The organism is Clostridium algidicarnis DSM 15099 (genome assembly GCF_002934235.1).
In the GTDB taxonomy this organism is placed as follows: domain Bacteria; phylum Bacillota; class Clostridia; order Clostridiales; family Clostridiaceae; genus Clostridium_L; species Clostridium_L algidicarnis.
The window spans coordinates 1-18,876 of the sequence record NZ_PTIS01000003.1 but is presented as its reverse complement, the minus strand read 5'-3'; the positions used below and the strand labels follow the sequence as shown (position 1 = coordinate 18,876).

The window sequence follows — 18,876 nt, the reverse complement described above, 5'->3', positions numbered from 1 at the left end:
TACCACTGATAAAAAGAGTTTACTTATGAAACTTTACCCCTTATATAATCTTTTCTATATTAAACATATTATCAAGCAACTTAAAGTTTTGGGTAAAAGGCTTTGATAATACCCAGTAGCTTATTCCTCTTAGACCATACTTATTAACTAATTTTAATTTACTTTCTATACTTCTTGCATCTTCAAACCATACTACATGAGCTCTTCCATTTTTGTCATAATAATTAAAGAAGGGGCTTTGGCTCTTTTCATCGAACTTAATATTAGCTCTATTATTTCTAGCTATATCAATAGCTTCTTCATTCCCAATAGCTCTAGCAAACTCAGCGCCTGGAGTATAGGGTAATGTCCAATCGTATCCATAGTTAGGTATACCCATCATTATCTTGTTTTTTGGTATAACAGAAATTGCATATTTTATTACCTTTTCCACTTCATTTATAGGTGCTACGGCCATAGGTTCGCCTCCAGACCACCCCCACTCATAGGTCATTATAATAACAAAATCTACTATTTCTCCATGAGATTTGTAATCGTGAGCTCCATGCCAAGACCCTGTAGTTATATCAAAGGTCTTAGGTGCCAGAGCTGTAGCTACTAAATATTTAGGATGCAAAGCACTTACAATTTTTCTTAAAAAGTTATTATACTTTTCCCTATTAACAGGTGATATTCTCTCAAAATCAATAATAACCCCATAATAAGACTTCTCACTTAGGATATTAAGAATATTGTTTATAAGCTTTTGCTGAAGACTTTCATCATTAAGTATTGTATCCACTAAAGATGTATCGAAATTATCACCTGATATATTAGTTACTGACATCATAGGTGCTACGCGGTTTTTTAAGGCTATTTCAATTATAGTTTCATCATTTATAGGCTTTAATGTACCATCATCATTTACATGATAACTAAAAGGTGAAACATAAGTTAAATAATTAATAGATTCATCTAAAATCCTTGTTTCTTTTTCAACATTAGTTGGTTGTATATATCCATTAACTTGGATACTTCCATAAAGTTTTGCCATTTCTGGTATCCTAAGAATTTCACCTGGCACTAAATTATCATTACTTAAATTATTTAATTCTATTATGCTCTCTACAGAAACACCAAATTCTCTTCCAATAGACCAAAGGCTATCTCCAGCCACCACCTTATATTGAATTTCCTTTGAAGGGATTAACAAACTTTGACCTATAACTAAGTTTTCTTGTATGTTTAGACCATTATACTTTGCTATACTATCTACATCTGATTGGAATCTTTTTGCTATAGACCATAATGAATCTCCAGGCATTACTACATAAATTTTCAATAACACACACTTCCTATAAATACTTCAATAATCAATATATTCCACCTTAAGCTTGTTTGACTCTTTTTATAATAAAAATACCGCACCAGATTTTTCTAATGCGGTATTTTATATATTAAGGTATGTTAGAAGCTTTTTAATAATTTACTAGGGATTTTTCTTTTCTTTATAATATTAATCCTTTAATTCCAATATTACCAATACAAAATACTTATACTTAACCTATTGTATATAATATTTATCAATAGTTGTGTAGAATCCTTGTTCACCTTAAGTAAATACGAATTCTTTTTCAAAGTCTTTGCAAACTAAGTTCTTATCTGCTATTTTCTACTATTCATTTTTTTGTAAATATATAAGTTCTAAAATAATGAGCATGTTTTATATTATTTTGTTTATTTCTTAAACAAATCTCCAAGGGCTGCAAATGGATTATTTATAGGCTCATTTGCTTCCTTTTTCATTTGTTTCATTATATTTGATACTTCTTTTTTGTTTGCCTTATCATTTTTATTGTCAAATCTCTTATTGAATTGAGATGCTTTTTCTCTAAAGTTACAGTTTTTATTGGCGCATATATAAATTTGGCCATCCCCTTGACCTCTTAGTTCTAATTTTTTCTTACAATCAGGACATCTTGCATTAGTAATCTTACTTACATTTTCTCTATGTCCACAGGCTCTATCTTGACACACATTCATTATTCCATACTTACCCTTTACTTCAAGCATATACTTGCCGCATTCAGGACACTTTTTCCCTGTAAGGTTATCATGCTTAAATTTTTCGCTACTTCCCTTAACATCTAAAACTAGCTCTGTAGCATATTTTCTCATATTATCTGTAAATACCTTTGGATCCTTTTTACCTTTACTTATAAGGTCTAATTCAAGTTCCCACTGTGCTGTTAATAATGGCGACTTTAAATCTTCCGGTACAAGTTCTATAAGTTGTTTTCCTTTAGATGTAGGTATTATTTCTTTGCCACTCTTCTCCATGTAAAATGAATTATATAACTTTTCTATAATGTCTGCTCTTGTGGCAACTGTTCCAATTCCACCAGTTTCTCCTAAGGTTTTTGCTGAAACCTTATCTACGCTTACATACTTTTGTGGTTTTTCCATGGCTGACAGCAGTGTACCTTCATTAAATCTTGCCGGCGCCTTTGTCTTAAGCTTTCTACTTTCTACTAAGGTTATGTTTAATTTATCCCCTTTTTTAACTACTGGAAGCACTTGGCTGTCCTTTTCATCTTCATCTTCTGTTAATTCATCAACTTTATCATATACCTTTTTCCATCCCTTAGACTTAATTACGTTACCCCTTGCTACAAATGTCTCCCCATTAATATCAGCTGTTACAGTAGTTTGTAGATATTCATAAGGTGGAAGCATAACGGATAGGAATCTTTTAACTACTAAGTCATAAACACGACGTTCTTCACTACTTAAAAGAGCTATGTTTCCTCTTTCTTCTGTAGGAATTATAGCATGATGATCACTTACCTTGCTATTGTCTACAAAACTTTTATTGGCATTTACCTTTCCATTTAATATTTCCGTTGCAAGTGCTCTATAGCTACCTACTGAAATTGCTTTTAAACGATCCGGAAGGGTCGCTACTATATCTGTAGATACATATCTTGAATCTGTTCTAGGATAAGTTAACACCTTATAGTTTTCATATAATCTTTGCATTATAGATAAGGTTTGCTTTGCTGAGTACCCAAAAATTCTATTAGCATCTCTTTGAAGCTCTGTTAAATCATAAAGAAGAGGTGCATATTGTTTTTTAGCAGTTTCAGTAACAGATACTATATTTCCTTCTTTACCCTTAGTTGCTGAAAGCACTTTATTAACTATACTTTCTTCAAATACACTAGTATTGTTATTTTTATCTCTCCACTGAAGATTAAATCCTTTTGCCTTGGCATTAATTACATAGTAATCCTTTGGTTTAAAGTTTCTTATCTCTTCTTCACGATTAACTATCATTGCAAGAGTTGCAGATTGAACTCTTCCAGCTGTTAGCTGGGCATTGTGTTTACAAGTAAGGGCTCTAGTAACATTTAATCCTACAACCCAGTCAGCTTCAGCCCTACACTGCGCTGCCTTATATAAATTATCATAATTAGATGAAGGTTTTAAATTTCTAAATCCTTCTATTATAGCTTTATCAGTTTGTGAAGATATCCAAAGTCTTTTCATAGGCTTTTTAACATTTGCCTTTTCTATTATCCACCTTGCTACAAGCTCTCCTTCACGTCCAGCATCAGTAGCTATTATAATTTCATTTACATCTTTTCTTGTTATTTGTGACTTTACGGCTGCAAATTGCTTTCCTGATTGCTTAATAACTACTAGCTTTAATTCTTTTGGAAGCATAGGCAAAGTGTCTAGCTTCCACTGTTTATATTTATCATCATAAACTTCTGGGTCCGCTAGGGTAACTAAATGACCCAAGGCCCAAGTTACTATATACTTTTCTCCTTCTAAATACCCATTACCTTTTTTATTACATTTTAAAACTCTAGCAAGTTCCCTTCCAACTGAAGGCTTCTCGGCTAATACCAATGTTTTACTCATATTAACAGTCCTCTCAAAATAGTTCTATAAATTAATAATAACATAAATTACACTTCCATGTTATTTTATATTTCCATTTATAAAGTAGATTAGCTTCCAATTCCTATAACTTATTCTTATTTCATAATTTAATTAGTTTATTTTTTAAATATAACTTGCTTTTATATTAAAAGTGATATATACTAATAAAGTTAAGATAAATCATATCTTATAAATTGGTTCCAAGACCCAATTACAAAATAAAAGTTATTTCAAATATTAGAGTTAGAAAAAGTAAAAAAGCAAGTCTTAAGACCCTCATTTTAACTTTCTCATAAAATTCCTAATTCAAAAATATTGTTGAAATTTTGTATTAATTACTTTCTTAACAGTATGTCTATCTTGTAATCTTTTTATAAGCAATTATAGGAGGTATTTAAATGAATAAAGAATTTATAATCACAAAAGACGTTATCGACGAATGTCTAGCAGAATCTCTAGAAGAGTAATATCATGGAATGCTATCAGTGCTAAGTTAAGAGTATTGGTAGTTTTTTTTATTTGTAAAACTTTATAAGTTTCATAATACAAATGTAATTAATTATGTTAAAATTAAAAATAACATTAAAATATAATACATATAATAAAGTGAGGTAATAATTTTGATTAAAATAGGCGAATTTAACCAATTAAAAGTATCAAGGAATACTAATTTTGGATTCTATTTAGATGCTGGTACCGGAGATACTTCTGAGGATATATTACTACCAAATAAAAGTGCCCTTGGATTAAAACTAGTTTCTGGGGATGAGGTAGATGCATTTATATATCGTGATTCAGATGATAGAATTATAGCTACTCTAAAAAAGCCACTAGCAAAAGTAGGTGATTTAGCTTATCTTAAGGTAGTTTCTACAACTACTATAGGAAGTTTTGTAGACTTTGGTTTAGAAAAGGATATATTTGTTCCTCTAAAAGAAAAGTTATATCCATTACAAAATGGCTCCTACTATCTATTTTATATATATTTAGATAAAACAGGTAGAATAGCTGCAACTACAAATGTTGAAAGATATCTATCTACAGAATCCACTTATAAAGTAGGGGATAATGTAAAGGCAACAGTTTATGGATTCCAAACTAATAATTCTGCAATGGTAGCTGTGGATAATCTATATAATGGTGTTATACTAAGAAATGAATATTTTACTGAGCTAAATCATGGACAAATACTTGATTTAACTGTAATAAAGATATATGAAGACCAAAAGCTTGGTTTAACTCCAAGAAAAATTGCTAAACTAGAAGTAGATGAGCTACAACAAACTATTTTAGAATATTTAAAGAATCATGATGGATTTATGATTTTTAATGACAAAACCCCATCAGAAAAGATCTATAAAGAATTTAACGTAAGCAAAAATCATTTCAAAAATGCTTTAGGCGGACTTATGAAAAAATCTTTAATAACCCAAGACATAAACGGAACAACCCTAAAATAAGAAGTAAGCATTAAAAAGGCCACTTAAAACAAAATATGTTTTAGTGGCCTTTTTCAAGTGTCTTTTTTTAATCTTTCAATCTATATCAATCTTTGTACACTAAAGATTTCATTAGTTTATTATATGCACATCATCTTCATTAGATATATATTCATTTTTATTATTTAATGTATCTTAATTTATCATCTCTACCTTTTTACACAACTATTTCTTTTGTTTTCTAACTATGACCTTTCTTAATCTTATTTATATAATCCAGCTTATTTACAATCTATAAACTTATTATCTAAACTAATCAAAAGGCCTTAAATAAACTTTAAGTTTTATATTATAGTATTCTAAATAACATAGATATTCCAACAACTGAATTAGGTTCTATTATAAAGTTGTTTTTTCCACCCTTTGTTACTGTGAAATTGTAAGTCCCAGAGGTAAGCACATCACCTACAGCTAAATTTCTACCTAATTCTTGACTATATAACTCATATCCTGACTCTCTAGAAAGATCCTCTACTCTTAAACTTAACCCTGATGGAACAACCAATCTATCTCTTACAGTAGGATTATTTCCTGGGTTATATGGAACTTCTCCATAGTTTCCAAAAACTATGGAAAACCCTATATCATTTCCGGCTCTTGGCAGTATATCCTCTCCACAGTTTCCAGCACCCTCGCCTTCAAAAAATGAGAATTTTCTTATAAACAATCTACAACATCTATTGGTATCAATATTTGCGCTGTCACACTGGTCTCCAAGCATTGCCATATTACAAATTTTACTCATACAAAACACCTCTTCATAGTATATTATTTTCTATCCTTAAGCTTTGGGTTTAACCCCTACTATAATGTATTCATTAATGTCGAATATTGTTACAGTATAAAATATTTTTACGCAAAAAAATAAAGATCGCACATTAAAGTACAATCTTTATCTAATATATATTAGGTTACTTAAAATATATCTTTATTAAATTCCAGGCTCTGTCATAGTTCTTGGATGAAGTATCTTGCCTAGTTCTGATTCTTTTAAGATGCCTTCTCTAAGTATTATATCTATTACAGATTCCCCTGTTTTAAGTGAAGTTTTAGCAACATTTGAAGCTACCTTGTATCCAACACTTGGGCAAATTGCTGTAATTATACCTACACTGTTTTCTACTAAGTCTTTACATCTTTCTTCATTTGCAGTAATTCCCTTTATACAATTTTCTGTAAAGGTATCTACTCCACTTGTTAATGTTTCTATGGATTGAAATAAGTTATAAAATATAACAGGTTCAAAAGCATTAAGTTCTAATTGACCTGCTTCTGCTGCCATAGTTATAGTTACATCATTTCCTATTATATTAAAAGCTACTTGATTCATAACTTCTGGTATTACAGGATTAACTTTTCCTGGCATTATAGATGAACCATTTTGCTTTGACGGAAGATTTATTTCTCCAAATCCTGTTCTTGGACCTGAGGACATAAGTCTTAAGTCATTAGACATTTTAGAAAGCCCTACAGCACAAGTTTTAATTACTGAGGATACTTCAACAAATATATCTAAATTTTGTGTTGCATCTACTAAATCTTCTGCTTGAACAAGATCTATTTTTGTTACTTCGCTTAATTTAGGAACTATTTTTGAAAAGTACCTTTTATCTGCATTTATTCCAGTACCAATAGCAGTTCCACCCATATTAATAACTTTTAAGTGCTCTTTAACATTATTAATTCTTGATATATTTCTTTTCACCAAAGAACTATATGCATTAAATTCTTGCCCAAGTCTAATAGGTACCGCATCTTGCATTTGAGTCCTTCCCATTTTTATAACATCATCAAATTCTTTAGACTTTTCTACCAAAGCTTCATATAATTTATTTAATTGATTTGATGCCTTGTCTATAAGTCTCAACATAGCTAGTTTACCTGCTGTTGGAATTATATCATTAGTGGATTGACCCATGTTTGCATGGTCATTTGGATGCACTATTTTGTAATCACCCTTTTCTCCACCTAAAATTTCTATAGCTCTATTTGAAATTACTTCATTAATGTTCATATTAGCAGAGGTTCCAGCTCCTCCTTGAATTGGATCTACTATAAACTGATCATGTAGCTTTCCATCTATTATTTCATCACAGGCTTTCACCAATGCCTTTTCAATCTTTTCATCTAAAAGACCTATTGATCCATTAACCAAAGCTGCTGCTTTTTTAGTTTCAGCAAGACCCTTTATAAACTCTTCATTTAACATAAGTCCTGTTATTTTAAAGTTTTCTTTAGCTCTTAAGCTTTGTACCCCATAATATGCTTCCTTAGGCACATTCCTTGATCCTATAGAATCACTTTCTATTCTAAAATCCATTAAACTTACCCCCAGATGAATTAAATTTTTTCACACCATTTATATTGATAAAAACGAATGAAAACTTTCATCCTTTTCATTATATCCTTTTTGTTATACATTTTCAAGTTTAGTTGCAATTATTCTTTCATTTTAAAGTGATTCTTCTCTCATTTACGATACTTGTCTTGCAAATATCTATGAATTCATCACTATTTACTAGCCCTTTGAACTCTTACCCTCTTACCCTTGATAGTTTTATCCTTTAATGCCTCTAAAACCAAATATCCTTTTCCATGAAGTATATCCACATAAGAGAACCCCTCTTGAATATCAATAATTCCAATGTCTTCCGCAGTGATATCTTCAATACTAATAATAGTACCCACAATATCTAAAGCCCTTATCTTCTTTTTCTTTCCTGCATTTATATGAATCTTAGTGATTTCTTTATTTAGCTGTGCATTTTTGTTAACCTTTAATTTAGGTTTAACCTTTATCTTTTCTTCATATAGTTTTTTTCCCTCTTCTATTTTTTCTTTTGAAGGAATTTCACCTCTTGGAATTCTAAAATCTATATAATCTTGAATCATATCTAAATACTTATATTCAGTAGGAGTAATAAATGTAATTGACTTACCCTTATTCCCAGCCCTACCGGTTCTACCTATTCTATGCACATAACTTTCCTTTTCTTTTGGAACATCATAATTAATTACATGACTTATTCCATCAACACTTATACCTCTTGCAGCCACATCCGTAGCAACTAAAAATCTAAATTCTCCTCTTTTAAATCTTTCCATAGCACTTAATCTATCCTTTTGTTCCATACCGCCATGAAGAGCATCACAAGAATGACCTTGATCTTTCATATTTTGAATTAATCCATTTACTGTTTCTTTTGTATTACAAAATATAATAGAACTATCAGGCATTTCTGTATATATAATTTTCTTTAAAAGATCTGACTTTTTATTATATTCTACTTCATAATAAATTTGCTCTACATCATCTGTTGTTATACTTTTAGGCGTAACTTCAATTTTAACTGGATCTATCATATGCTTATTACATAACTTTTCTATTTTATCTTCTATTGTTGCAGAAAATAGCATTGTTATTCTCTTTTTGGGTAAAAGCCTTATTATAGATTCCACTTGATCTATAAAACCCATATTAAGCATTTCATCTGCTTCATCTATGACTAAATACTTTATACCGCTTAAATCTATATTACCTCTTTCAATATGATCAAATGTCCTGCCTGGTGTACCTACAATTACGTGAACTCTTTGTTTTAATTCTATCTTTTGCCCACTCATAGGCTGCTTTCCAAATATAGCAACAGCTCTTATTCTTTTAAATCTCCCTATATCTGTAATGTCTTGTTTAACCTGAAGTGCTAGTTCTCTTGTTGGTGCAAGAACTAAAGCCTGTGGTTTTCTTTCTTCTAATTCTATCTTTTCACAAAAAGGAATAGCAAAAGCTGCTGTTTTCCCACTTCCAGTTTGTGCCTTAACTATTATATCTTTATCCTGCAAAGCAACAGGAATAACCATACTTTGAACATCAGAAGGGTTCTCAAATCCTAATTTACTTAAGGATTTTAATACCTCTTCACTTATACCTAACTCTTCGAATTTTATCTTTTCCATAATCCTTCAACTCCATACATACTTTTATAGATTTACATTATAATCTATAATCATCTAATAATCTATTTTTCCCTATATATTATATAATAATTCATTGTACTGTTTTAAGAGTGTCAGCATTTAATAAATATAAAAAGAGTTAGAATTAATCTAACTCTTTTACTTATTGTTAACTTAAACTAAAATATTATACTATTTTAGTTGTCCACTCTTCACAGTTCCATACTTCATTAACTACATCCTCATAAAATTCTGGCTCATGACATACAAGTAGTATGCTTCCTTTGTACTCTTTAAGTGCTCTTTTAAGTTCTTCTTTTGCTACTGGGTCTAAGTGATTTGTTGGTTCGTCTAATATAAGTATATTGCTTTCTCTGTTTAATATCTTACAGAGTCTTACCTTAGCTTGCTCTCCCCCACTTAATACCATAACCTTACTCTCTATATGTTTTGTTGTAAGTCCACATTTAGCTAAGGATGCCCTAACTTGATATTGAGTGTATCCAGGAAACTCCTTCCATATCTCTTCTATGCAAGTATTATCTAATTTTCCTTTCATCTCTTGCTCAAAGTAGCCTACATACTGATAGTCTCCAACTTCTACTTCTCCCTCGTAAGATTTTTGAAGTCCCATAAGAGTTTTTAATAAAGTGGTTTTCCCAAGTCCATTAGCTCCTATAAGTGCTATTTTTTGGCCTCTTTCCATCTTTATATTAACCGCTTTAGAAAGTGGAGTATCATAGCCTAAAACTAAATCCTTTGTTTCAAAAATAAGCTTTCCCGAAGCTCTAGCTTGCTTAAAATTAAATTGTGGATCTACTTTTTCTGGTGGAAGTTCAATTTTATCTATCTTTTCTAACCTTTTTTGCTTAGAACGAGCAAGGCCTGCTGTGGATGCTCTTGCTTTATTCCGAGAAACAAAGTCTTCTAATTTTTCGATTTCTTTCTTTTGCTTTTCAAAAGCTGCCTTTAATTGATGTTTGTTTACTTCATATATCCTTTGAAATTCATTATAATCCCCTACATATCTAGTTAACTTTCTATGTTCCATATGATAAATAATATTTACAACACTATTTAAAAAAGGAATATCATGGGATATAAGTATAAATGCATTTTCATAATTTAATAGATACCTTTTTAACCATTCTATATGTTGCTCATCTAAATAGTTGGTAGGCTCATCTAATAGCAATATATCAGGCTTTTCTAAAAGTAACTTTGCAAGTAATACTTTGGTTCTTTGACCACCACTAAGCTCCGTTACATCTTTATCAAGTCCTACATCCTTAAGTCCAAGTCCAGCTGCTATTTCTTCTACCTTTGAATCTATAAGATAAAATCCACTATTATCTAATATATCCTGAACATTCCCCATATCTTCTAGTAATTTTTCAAGTTCCTCTGGAGATGCTTCTGCCATTTTATCTGTTATCTTAAGCATTTCCTCTTCTAAGTCAAATAAATACTTAAAAGCATCCCTTAAAATATCTCTTATTGTTCTATCTTTTTCTAAATATACATGTTGATCCATGTATCCAACTCTTACTCTATTTGACCACTCCACATTACCTTCATCTGGGGCAAGTTTTCCTGTTATTATGTTCATAAATGTAGATTTACCTTCTCCATTTGCACCTACAAGTCCTATATGCTCCCCTTTTAATAACCTAAAGGAAATATCTTCAAATATCACTCTATCTCCAAAACCATGACTAACGTCTTTAACTGTTAATATACTCATCTAATTTCTCCTACCTAACAAATTTATTCAAAAATCTTAGCAAAATAATTTATTTTATTAAATTCTAAAAAACTTTTCAAGTTTACTAGTCATTCTACACCTAGACCATTATTCTTTCAAATTTCTTATGCTAAGCCAAAATAATTTTATCACAGTGAAAGAAATTTTAGAAGTGTAATTTATAACTTTTATATAATATGATTTTGTCTTTCCTTGCCCATGAAGAACAATGCAAGATTTCCAGGGCCCCCATGTGTTCCTACTGCAGGGCCTGTAAAGTTAATTACTATATCTTTTACCTTTAATTCTTTAAGTATACCTTCTTTAAGAGCTAAGGCCTCATCAATGCAATCCCCGTGGGATATAGCTATTATTTGATTTTCTGGATCTTCTATTCTCTCTACTATAATTTCAACTAACTTCTTAATAGAACTTTTTCTACCCTTTACTTTTATAATAGGCATAACCTTACCTTCACCATTTATAGTAAGTATAGGCTTAATATGGAGCATTATTCCAAGTACTGCAGCTGCGGAAGATAATCTCCCACCTCTTCTTAAGTGACGCAAATCATCTACAGTCATATAAGAATTCATATTTTGTTTCCTTGTTTCAATATAATTTATTATTTCTTCAAATGAACTTCCATCTGCCTTCATTTCAACAGCTTTCATAACCATAATACCTTGTCCAAGCGAAGCCGTTAGAACATTTACAATTGCTATATTTGAATTTGGATATTCCTCTAAAATCATATTTTTAGCTACAGTTGCACTATTTTCAGTTCCACTTAATCCTGTAGAAACACAAATATATAAAATATCTTTATCTTCATCTATAATGCTTTTAAATTTGTTATAAAACTCATCTGCACTGGGTTGTGATGTAAGAGGAACAGATCCATTCCTAAGATCTTTAAAAAACTGCTTTGGAGATAAATCTTGTCCTAAATCATCAAAATATTGTTTATCATCATAACTACAAGTAAGTCTTGCAAATTTAATTTTCTTTTCTTCAATATACTCTATAGGTAAATCACAACATGAGTCAGTAAATATTTCAAAATCTTTCATTAAATATTTCCCCTCTTTTACTCAATATAATAGCGTAATGCTATCATAACCTTCGTCAAAATTCAACATAAATCTACAGTGCCAATTTAAAGTTATTACCATTAAAATTTATGTGCCAAAGTTAGTATGCGTATCTTTCTTATATACATTTACAGTTCATTTAATATTTAAAATTAAAATAACTACAATATAAGGGTGCAAGAAATATATATTTATGTTATAATTTCGCAGTGAGACTGAATACGAATATTTAATTAAAAGGATGGTAAATTAAGTGATAAATGTAACTAATTTAAGTTTAAGATATGGTGATAAAAAACTATTTGAAGATGTAAACATTAAATTTGTTCCTGGAAACTGTTATGGTGTTATAGGTGCAAACGGAGCTGGGAAAAGTACCTTTTTAAAAGTACTTTCAGGAGAAATTGAAGCAAACACTGGAGATGTAACTATTGCACCTGGTGTTAGAATGTCTGTTTTAAAACAGGACCACTATCATTATGATAATTATAATGTGCTTGAAACTGTAATTATGGGTAATGCTAGACTTTACTCTATAATGAAAGAAAAAGATGAAATTTATGCAAAGACCGACTTTACTGATGCCGATGGTATAAAAGCTTCAGAACTTGAAGGCGAATTTGCCGAATTAGATGGATGGGAAGCTGAATCAGATGCATCCTCTATATTACAAGGACTGGGTGTTTCAACAGATTTACATGACAAAAACGTATCTGAACTTTCAGGTGGAGAAAAGGTTAAAGTTCTTCTTGCTCAAGCACTTTTTGGAAAGCCTGGCGTTCTAATCTTAGATGAGCCTACTAATAACTTAGATGCAACATCTATTAAATGGTTAGAAGAGTTTTTGATAAACTTTGATGGTACTGTAATTGTAGTATCCCATGATAGATACTTTTTAAATAAGGTATGTACTCATATGGCTGACGTTGACTTTGGAAAGATAAAACTTTTTGCTGGAAACTACGACTTTTGGTATGAATCTAGTCAATTGTTGCTTCAAATGTCCAAAGATCAAAATAAGAAAAAAGAACAAAAGGTTAAAGAACTTCAAGAATTTATTACACGTTTTAGCGCTAATGCTTCAAAGTCTAAGCAAGCAACTTCCCGTAAAAAATCATTAGAAAAGATTACTTTTGATGAAATAGAACCATCTTCCAGAAGATATCCTTTTGTTGGTTTTAAAGCAGAGAGAGAACCTGGTAATGATATACTTATGGTTAAAGACTTAAGCAAAACTATAAATGGAGTAAAAGTTTTAGATAAGGTTAATTTTATAGTTTCAAAAGATGATAAAATAGCTTTTACAGGACCAAATGATATAGCTAAAACTACTCTATTTAAAATTTTAAATGGAGAAATGGAACCTGATAGTGGTGAATTTAAGTGGGGTGTAACTATAACTAAAGCTTACTTTCCAAGTGATAACTCAGAATACTTTAATGATGTAGAACTTAATCTTGTAGATTGGTTAAGACAATTTTCTGATGATAAGGCTGAAAGCTACTTAAGAGGATTTTTAGGTAGAATGCTTTTCTCTGGTGAAGAGCCATTAAAACAAGTAAATGTATTATCTGGTGGAGAAAAAGTAAGATGTATGCTTTCAAAAATGATGCTTAGTAGTGGTAATCTTCTTATTTTAGATGAGCCTACAAATCATCTTGACTTAGAATCAATCACTGCTCTAAATAATGGTTTAATTGATTTTAAGGGAAATATACTTTTCGCTTCCCATGATCATCAGTTTACACAAACTATAGCTAATAGAATTATTGAAATTACAGATAACGGCATCATAGATAAAAAGATGAGTTATGATGAATTCTTAGAGTATAAAAATAGTTAGTATCTTGAAATAAATTTTAATTATACTTATCTATTTTAAAATAACCTATAAGCACAGAAAAGCCTTTCAATAAGCTTATTGAAAGGCTTTTCCTATTAAAAAGGTTATAGTTACTACTAATTATATTCCGTTTTAAATTAGTAAATGTTATAATAATTATACAAATGTAAGTAGTGTGGAACTATTCACAATACTATGCTATTCATCTCACTACCTAAGAGGTCGAATAATCTCGCATAGGAGTAGTTAAAATTAAGGAGAATAAAGTGAAAAAATTTGATTTAGCAAAAAGTTTAATAAAAAAAAGTGAATATGTATTTTCTTGTCCCCTATGTCAAAGTCCTATGAACGTTTCTTTTGAGTCTAATAGTTTAATTTGCAAAAAAAAACATTGTTTTGACTTGTCTAAAAATGGTTATATAAATTTATTACCTCATTCAGTAAAAAGTGAATATGGTAAAGAAATGTTAGAATCTAGAAATACATTGTGTAAAAGTGGATTTTTCCATCCAATGACTAAATCTGTTAGTGATTTAATCATTAAAACCATGGCGCCTTTTAATAAAAAGAATATACAAATGTTAGATGCTGGATGTGGAGAGGGATCACATTTAAAAGACATCTTATCTAATACAAATGTTAGTTCAAAGTCTAATTTTAAAGGTATAGGTATAGATATATCTAAAGAAGGAATTCATATAGCTTCAAGAGAGTATCAAGATGCTATATGGAGCGTAGCTGATCTATCAAAAATGCCCTTTAGAGATAATTCTTTTGATATAATTCTTAGCATACTTTCCCCTTCTAATTACTCAGAATTTAATAGGCTTTTAAGTTCTTCTGGGTTTCTTATAAAAGTTATACCTGGAAGTGATTACCTGTTAGAACTTAGAAGTATTTTGTATAATAATACCGATAAAGAGAAATATTCAAATGAAAGAGTCATAAATCATTTTTCTAATAATTTTAATATAGTGGCTACAGAAAAAGTAAATTATACTGCTTATTTAGATGCATCGCTTTTTAAACACCTTATAAAAATGACTCCTCTTTCTTGGAATATAACTGATAATAAAATTAAAGAAGCTTTAAGTCTTAATATAGAAAAAATAACTGTAGACTTATTAATACTAATAGGAAAGAAAAAATAAAATCCTTGGATTTTATTTTTTCTTTATTTAATAATTTAATGTTACCTATTCTACACCTTAATTCATAAAAATGCTTAAATCTATTAGAAAACTCTATATAACAAATCTTATTTGCTTATTAATTGATTATTTTATACCTCATATATATCTCTAAACAATTGCTCCTAAAAGAAGAACTTCTATATTATCTCTATATATTTTATCAAACTGTGATATAGGTAATGGATTCTTCCCCTTTCCAACTTCTATAGTATAGCCAGGCCTTACAAACCTTTCTATAAACCAATCTTTATATCCTGCATAAGAAACTATTCCCGTAGTTTCTGATAATATATATCCACTAGCTTTTGAAAATATCTCAGCAATCTTTCTTGAGTCATTAGGTATTATATTTAGATATTTCCAGTATATTACCTCTCCTTGTGTATGATATGCTATTACCAGCCTAAAATTATGTGCTCTTGTAAAGTCTGCTAAAGACTTAGTTTCTGGTTCTGATTCTGGATAGGGTCCTGAGTACCTAGTGGGACCTGGACCATAAATTCCATAGACTACCTCTGCTTGCTTAGACAAAGCCCAAGAAGCATCATAATTATGATTCAAATCCACCCCTCTAATATTAGCCTGCCAGTCTTTAGAAAAGTCACTACTTCCTTTATTCCATTGAATAAGCCTTGAATAATAGGGATTATCTCTCTTTAATCCATCAATAACTAAATCAACTCCATCTGGATTTACCATAGGAACTATATAAATGGTGCTTTTATTAAATATATCCTTTATCCTATACCCATTTATAATCCCATCCTCAGAGTAAGCCTTTGAAAAGTCCTCAATAAATTTCATAAGAAGGGTTGATGTAATCCACTCTAGAGAATGATGCGCTGCATTATAAAACACTTCATTTGGACCATTTCCAAGCTTAATATAATATAGGTTTTTTTCAAGTACACTCTTTCCTAAAATTCCTCTTTCAATAAAAGGGTACCTGGCTTTTAATCCTACCATATCCCTTTCCATAATTTCATAAGTATAATCTATATTTGTATCTACTACATCTATGCCAAATGGCACTACTATGCTTTCACCTATAGTTAAATTATTTACATCTATCTTTGGATTTGCTGTGACTATTTTATTCATAGTAGTGTAATGCGTTCTTGCTATATCATATATATTGTCTCCTGGCCTTAAAATATAATCTTCATATCCTAGTAAAAACTTATTTAGTATTTTGCACGTTTCTTCTCCTATAATCCCATCTGCTGTTAAACCATTGTTTTGTTGAAACCCTATAACTGCATTTTTCGTATCATTTCCAAATATTCCATCCAAGGATCCTGTAGTATAACCTATCTTTTTTAAAACAGCTTGTATTTTCATTACGTCAGATCCCTTAGATCCTGTTTTTAAAACCTCCACAATACCCCCCCTAATTATTATTTATATAAGTTAATTTAAATTAATATATATTTTATTTATACTAAAATCTTTTAATAATTAGAATGATTATTACTTGTATTTATTGTATTATTAATATATCAAGTGATTCTTAGACTGAGGTGGAGTTTGCTTATAAAGAATACATCTCTCCATCAAAGTCTTAGAAGACTTATCTAGTGGCATAGCAGCCCTCATCCCCCACCTTGAAAAAGACAGGGGTGTTACGGATGGTAGCCATGGGATAAAATGAACCTAAGTAGAGGTGTTAAAATATGAGTTCTAAATTTAAAAGACTTAGCCCTGAGGAGGCTCTTGAAAAGGCAAACAGCGGAAAAAGAGGATCTCTTAAAATTTTCTTAGGTTATGCCCCTGGAGTTGGGAAGACTTATTCTATGCTAAACGAGGCTAATAGAAGACTTTTTAGACAAGAAGATGTAGTAGCTGGCTGCATTGAAACTCATGGAAGAATAGATACTAAAGAACAAATAGGTGGTTTAAAAATCATTGCTAAAAAAAAGATCGAATATAACGGTAGAATCTTAGAGGAGATGGACACTGAAACCATAATAAAGCTTAAGCCTGATGCAGTTTTAGTAGACGAATTAGCCCATACTAATGTACCTGGCTCTAAAAACAAAAAACGCTTTGAAGATGTTGAAGAAATGCTAAGTGAAGGTATAGATGTAGTAACTACTGTAAACATTCAACACTTAGAAAGTTTAAATGATGTAATAAGACAGATAACTGGGATAAAGGTTAGAGAAACAATACCAGACTCTGTTGTAGAGCATGCCGATGAAGTTGTAGTAATAGATGTAACCCCCGATGCTCTGCAAAATAGATTGAAAAGAGGAGATATATATAAAACTGAAATAGATAGAGCTCTAAAAAACTTCTTTAGAAAAGGCAATTTAAATGCCTTAAGAGAAATAGCACTAAGGCAGGTTGCAGAAGAAGTAGATGAAGACTTAGCCGAATATATGAAAGAGCATGAAATCAGGGAAAATTGGCATACAGCTGAAAGAGTCATGATTTGTATAAGTTCTAGCGATTCTTCGAAAAAACTTATACGAAGGGGTGCTAGAATTGCCAAAAGGTATAAGTGTGAATGGCTTGTAGTTGATGTTATTTGTACTAGCATATTTTATGCTAAATCTAACCCTAAAGACGAAGAGAATCTAAATAATAATAGAGCCTTAGCAAGGCAGCTAGGTGCCGAAGTATTTACACTTAAAGGCAAAAGTATTTCAAGAGAACTTATAAATTTTGCTTTTGAAAGGCATATAACACAAATAATAATAGGTAATAGTAATCGTTCTACCCTTCAAACTATGCTTAGAGGATCTACTGTATATAAAATTTTGAAATATACAAATGATATTGAAGTTCATGTAATTCCAAATTAAAAGTTCATTATAATATTAGTTAAATTTAAAGAGGTAGTCCAAATATTTGAACTACCTCTTTAAATTTTTATATTAATCCAAGTTTTTCTGCAACTTCAAGATTCAATTTTAGTACATTTACTCTCTTTTCTCCAAATACTCCAAGACTTTTTCCTTGTACTGATTTATCTATGATTTCATTTAAGTCATCTTTGCTAATACCAGTACTTTTGGAAATAGAGTCTACTTGAATCCTTGCTGATTTTATACTTATATTAGGATCTAATCCAGATCCACTGCTTGTTAATAAATCTGTTGGTATATTTTCTTTTTTTACAGTTGGATTATCCATCAAAAATTCATCCATATCTTTTTTTACTCTATCTTTTAGAATTTCACTTGAAGGTCCCAAATTTTGTGATCCTGATGCTACACCTAAATATCCTATCTCTCCATCTTTATTTGGTATGGTATCTTCTGTGCTATAGGTGTTATAATTTATTCCTGAAACCCTACCTTTAAAGAATCTTTCATCTGTAAAGCTTTGTCCTATAAACTCCGAACCTATCTTTTTCCCATTAACCTCTATGATACTTCCGTTAGCTTTTTTATTAAAAACTATTTGACTTACTCCTGTCATAAAGAGAGGGAATATTAAGCCACATAATATAAGCATCACTATACTTATAATTAAACTTTGTTTTAAAATTTTCATATAGATACCTCCTGATCAATTTTGATAGTGTTAACACTATCGTTGTTTTATTTATTTCAATCCTTGCTATTGCAAGGGTTTGTTCTATTTTAAACCTAAAAAAACAATGACCCCCTCT

Annotated in this window: 13 protein-coding genes; 4 read left to right on the top strand and 9 right to left on the bottom strand. The window is 30.4% G+C overall.

Annotation, left to right across the window (positions count from 1 at the left end; translation table 11 throughout):
* Nucleotides 1-40: 40 nt before the first annotated feature.
* Both BD821_RS03405 and BD821_RS03400 read right to left on the bottom strand, forming a co-directional pair.
* The gene (locus BD821_RS03405; RefSeq protein ID WP_341456778.1) at nt 41-1,327 is read right to left on the bottom strand and encodes a glycoside hydrolase family 18 protein; all 1,287 of its coding nucleotides are present in this window, start codon (nt 1,325-1,327) and stop codon (nt 41-43) included.
* A gap of 389 nt (nt 1,328-1,716) precedes the next feature.
* Nucleotides 1,717-3,906 (bottom strand): DNA topoisomerase III, encoded by a 2,190-nt coding sequence (locus BD821_RS03400; protein ID WP_104409323.1) that lies wholly within the window; start codon nt 3,904-3,906, stop codon nt 1,717-1,719.
* Between the two features lie 641 nt (nt 3,907-4,547).
* Between BD821_RS03400 and BD821_RS03395 the strand changes: the two genes are divergently transcribed.
* Nucleotides 4,548-5,387: a CvfB family protein gene (locus BD821_RS03395; protein WP_104409322.1), complete on the top strand. Its 840-nt coding sequence runs from the start codon at nt 4,548-4,550 to the stop codon at nt 5,385-5,387.
* Between the two features lie 328 nt (nt 5,388-5,715).
* Here BD821_RS03395 and BD821_RS03390 read toward each other — a convergent pair whose 3' ends face one another.
* From BD821_RS03390 to BD821_RS03370, 5 genes are all read right to left on the bottom strand, one after another.
* Nucleotides 5,716-6,171, bottom strand: a complete 456-nt coding sequence (locus BD821_RS03390) for a hypothetical protein (protein WP_104409321.1) — start codon at nt 6,169-6,171, stop codon at nt 5,716-5,718.
* Nucleotides 6,172-6,357: 186 nt separating this feature from the next.
* A complete protein-coding gene (locus tag BD821_RS03385) occupies nt 6,358-7,746 on the bottom strand; it encodes an aspartate ammonia-lyase (RefSeq protein ID WP_104409320.1) in 1,389 nt (462 codons plus the stop codon).
* Between the two features lie 191 nt (nt 7,747-7,937).
* Nucleotides 7,938-9,383 carry a DEAD/DEAH box helicase gene (locus tag BD821_RS03380; RefSeq protein ID WP_104409319.1) on the bottom strand — a complete coding sequence of 482 codons (1,446 nt, stop codon included), beginning with the start codon at nt 9,381-9,383 and terminating at the stop codon, nt 7,938-7,940.
* A 187-nt stretch (nt 9,384-9,570) separates the two neighbouring features.
* Nucleotides 9,571-11,127: an ABC-F family ATP-binding cassette domain-containing protein gene (locus tag BD821_RS03375; protein ID WP_104409318.1), complete on the bottom strand. Its 1,557-nt coding sequence runs from the start codon at nt 11,125-11,127 to the stop codon at nt 9,571-9,573.
* 188 nt (nt 11,128-11,315) lie between these two features.
* Nucleotides 11,316-12,200 (bottom strand): DegV family protein, encoded by an 885-nt coding sequence (locus BD821_RS03370; RefSeq protein ID WP_104409317.1) that lies wholly within the window; start codon nt 12,198-12,200, stop codon nt 11,316-11,318.
* A gap of 274 nt (nt 12,201-12,474) precedes the next feature.
* On the opposite strand from BD821_RS03370, the gene BD821_RS03365 reads away from it, so the two are divergent.
* Complete coding sequence (locus tag BD821_RS03365) at nt 12,475-14,064, top strand: ABC-F family ATP-binding cassette domain-containing protein (RefSeq protein ID WP_104409316.1); 1,590 nt, start codon at nt 12,475-12,477, stop codon at nt 14,062-14,064.
* Between the two features lie 266 nt (nt 14,065-14,330).
* A complete protein-coding gene (locus tag BD821_RS03360) occupies nt 14,331-15,215 on the top strand; it encodes a putative RNA methyltransferase (protein WP_104409315.1) in 885 nt (294 codons plus the stop codon).
* Nucleotides 15,216-15,365: 150 nt separating this feature from the next.
* Here BD821_RS03360 and BD821_RS03355 read toward each other — a convergent pair whose 3' ends face one another.
* Nucleotides 15,366-16,637 (bottom strand): M14 family metallopeptidase, encoded by a 1,272-nt coding sequence (locus BD821_RS03355; protein ID WP_104409314.1) that lies wholly within the window; start codon nt 16,635-16,637, stop codon nt 15,366-15,368.
* A 293-nt stretch (nt 16,638-16,930) separates the two neighbouring features.
* Here BD821_RS03355 and BD821_RS03350 point away from each other — a divergent pair, with 293 nt between their 5' ends.
* A complete protein-coding gene (locus BD821_RS03350; protein ID WP_104409313.1) occupies nt 16,931-18,064 on the top strand; it encodes a sensor protein KdpD in 1,134 nt (377 codons plus the stop codon).
* A gap of 67 nt (nt 18,065-18,131) precedes the next feature.
* Here BD821_RS03350 and BD821_RS03345 read toward each other — a convergent pair whose 3' ends face one another.
* On the bottom strand, nt 18,132-18,758 hold the full coding sequence (locus BD821_RS03345) for a K(+)-transporting ATPase subunit C (RefSeq protein WP_104409312.1): 627 nt from the start codon (nt 18,756-18,758) through the stop codon (nt 18,132-18,134).
* Nucleotides 18,759-18,876 lie beyond the last annotated feature (118 nt).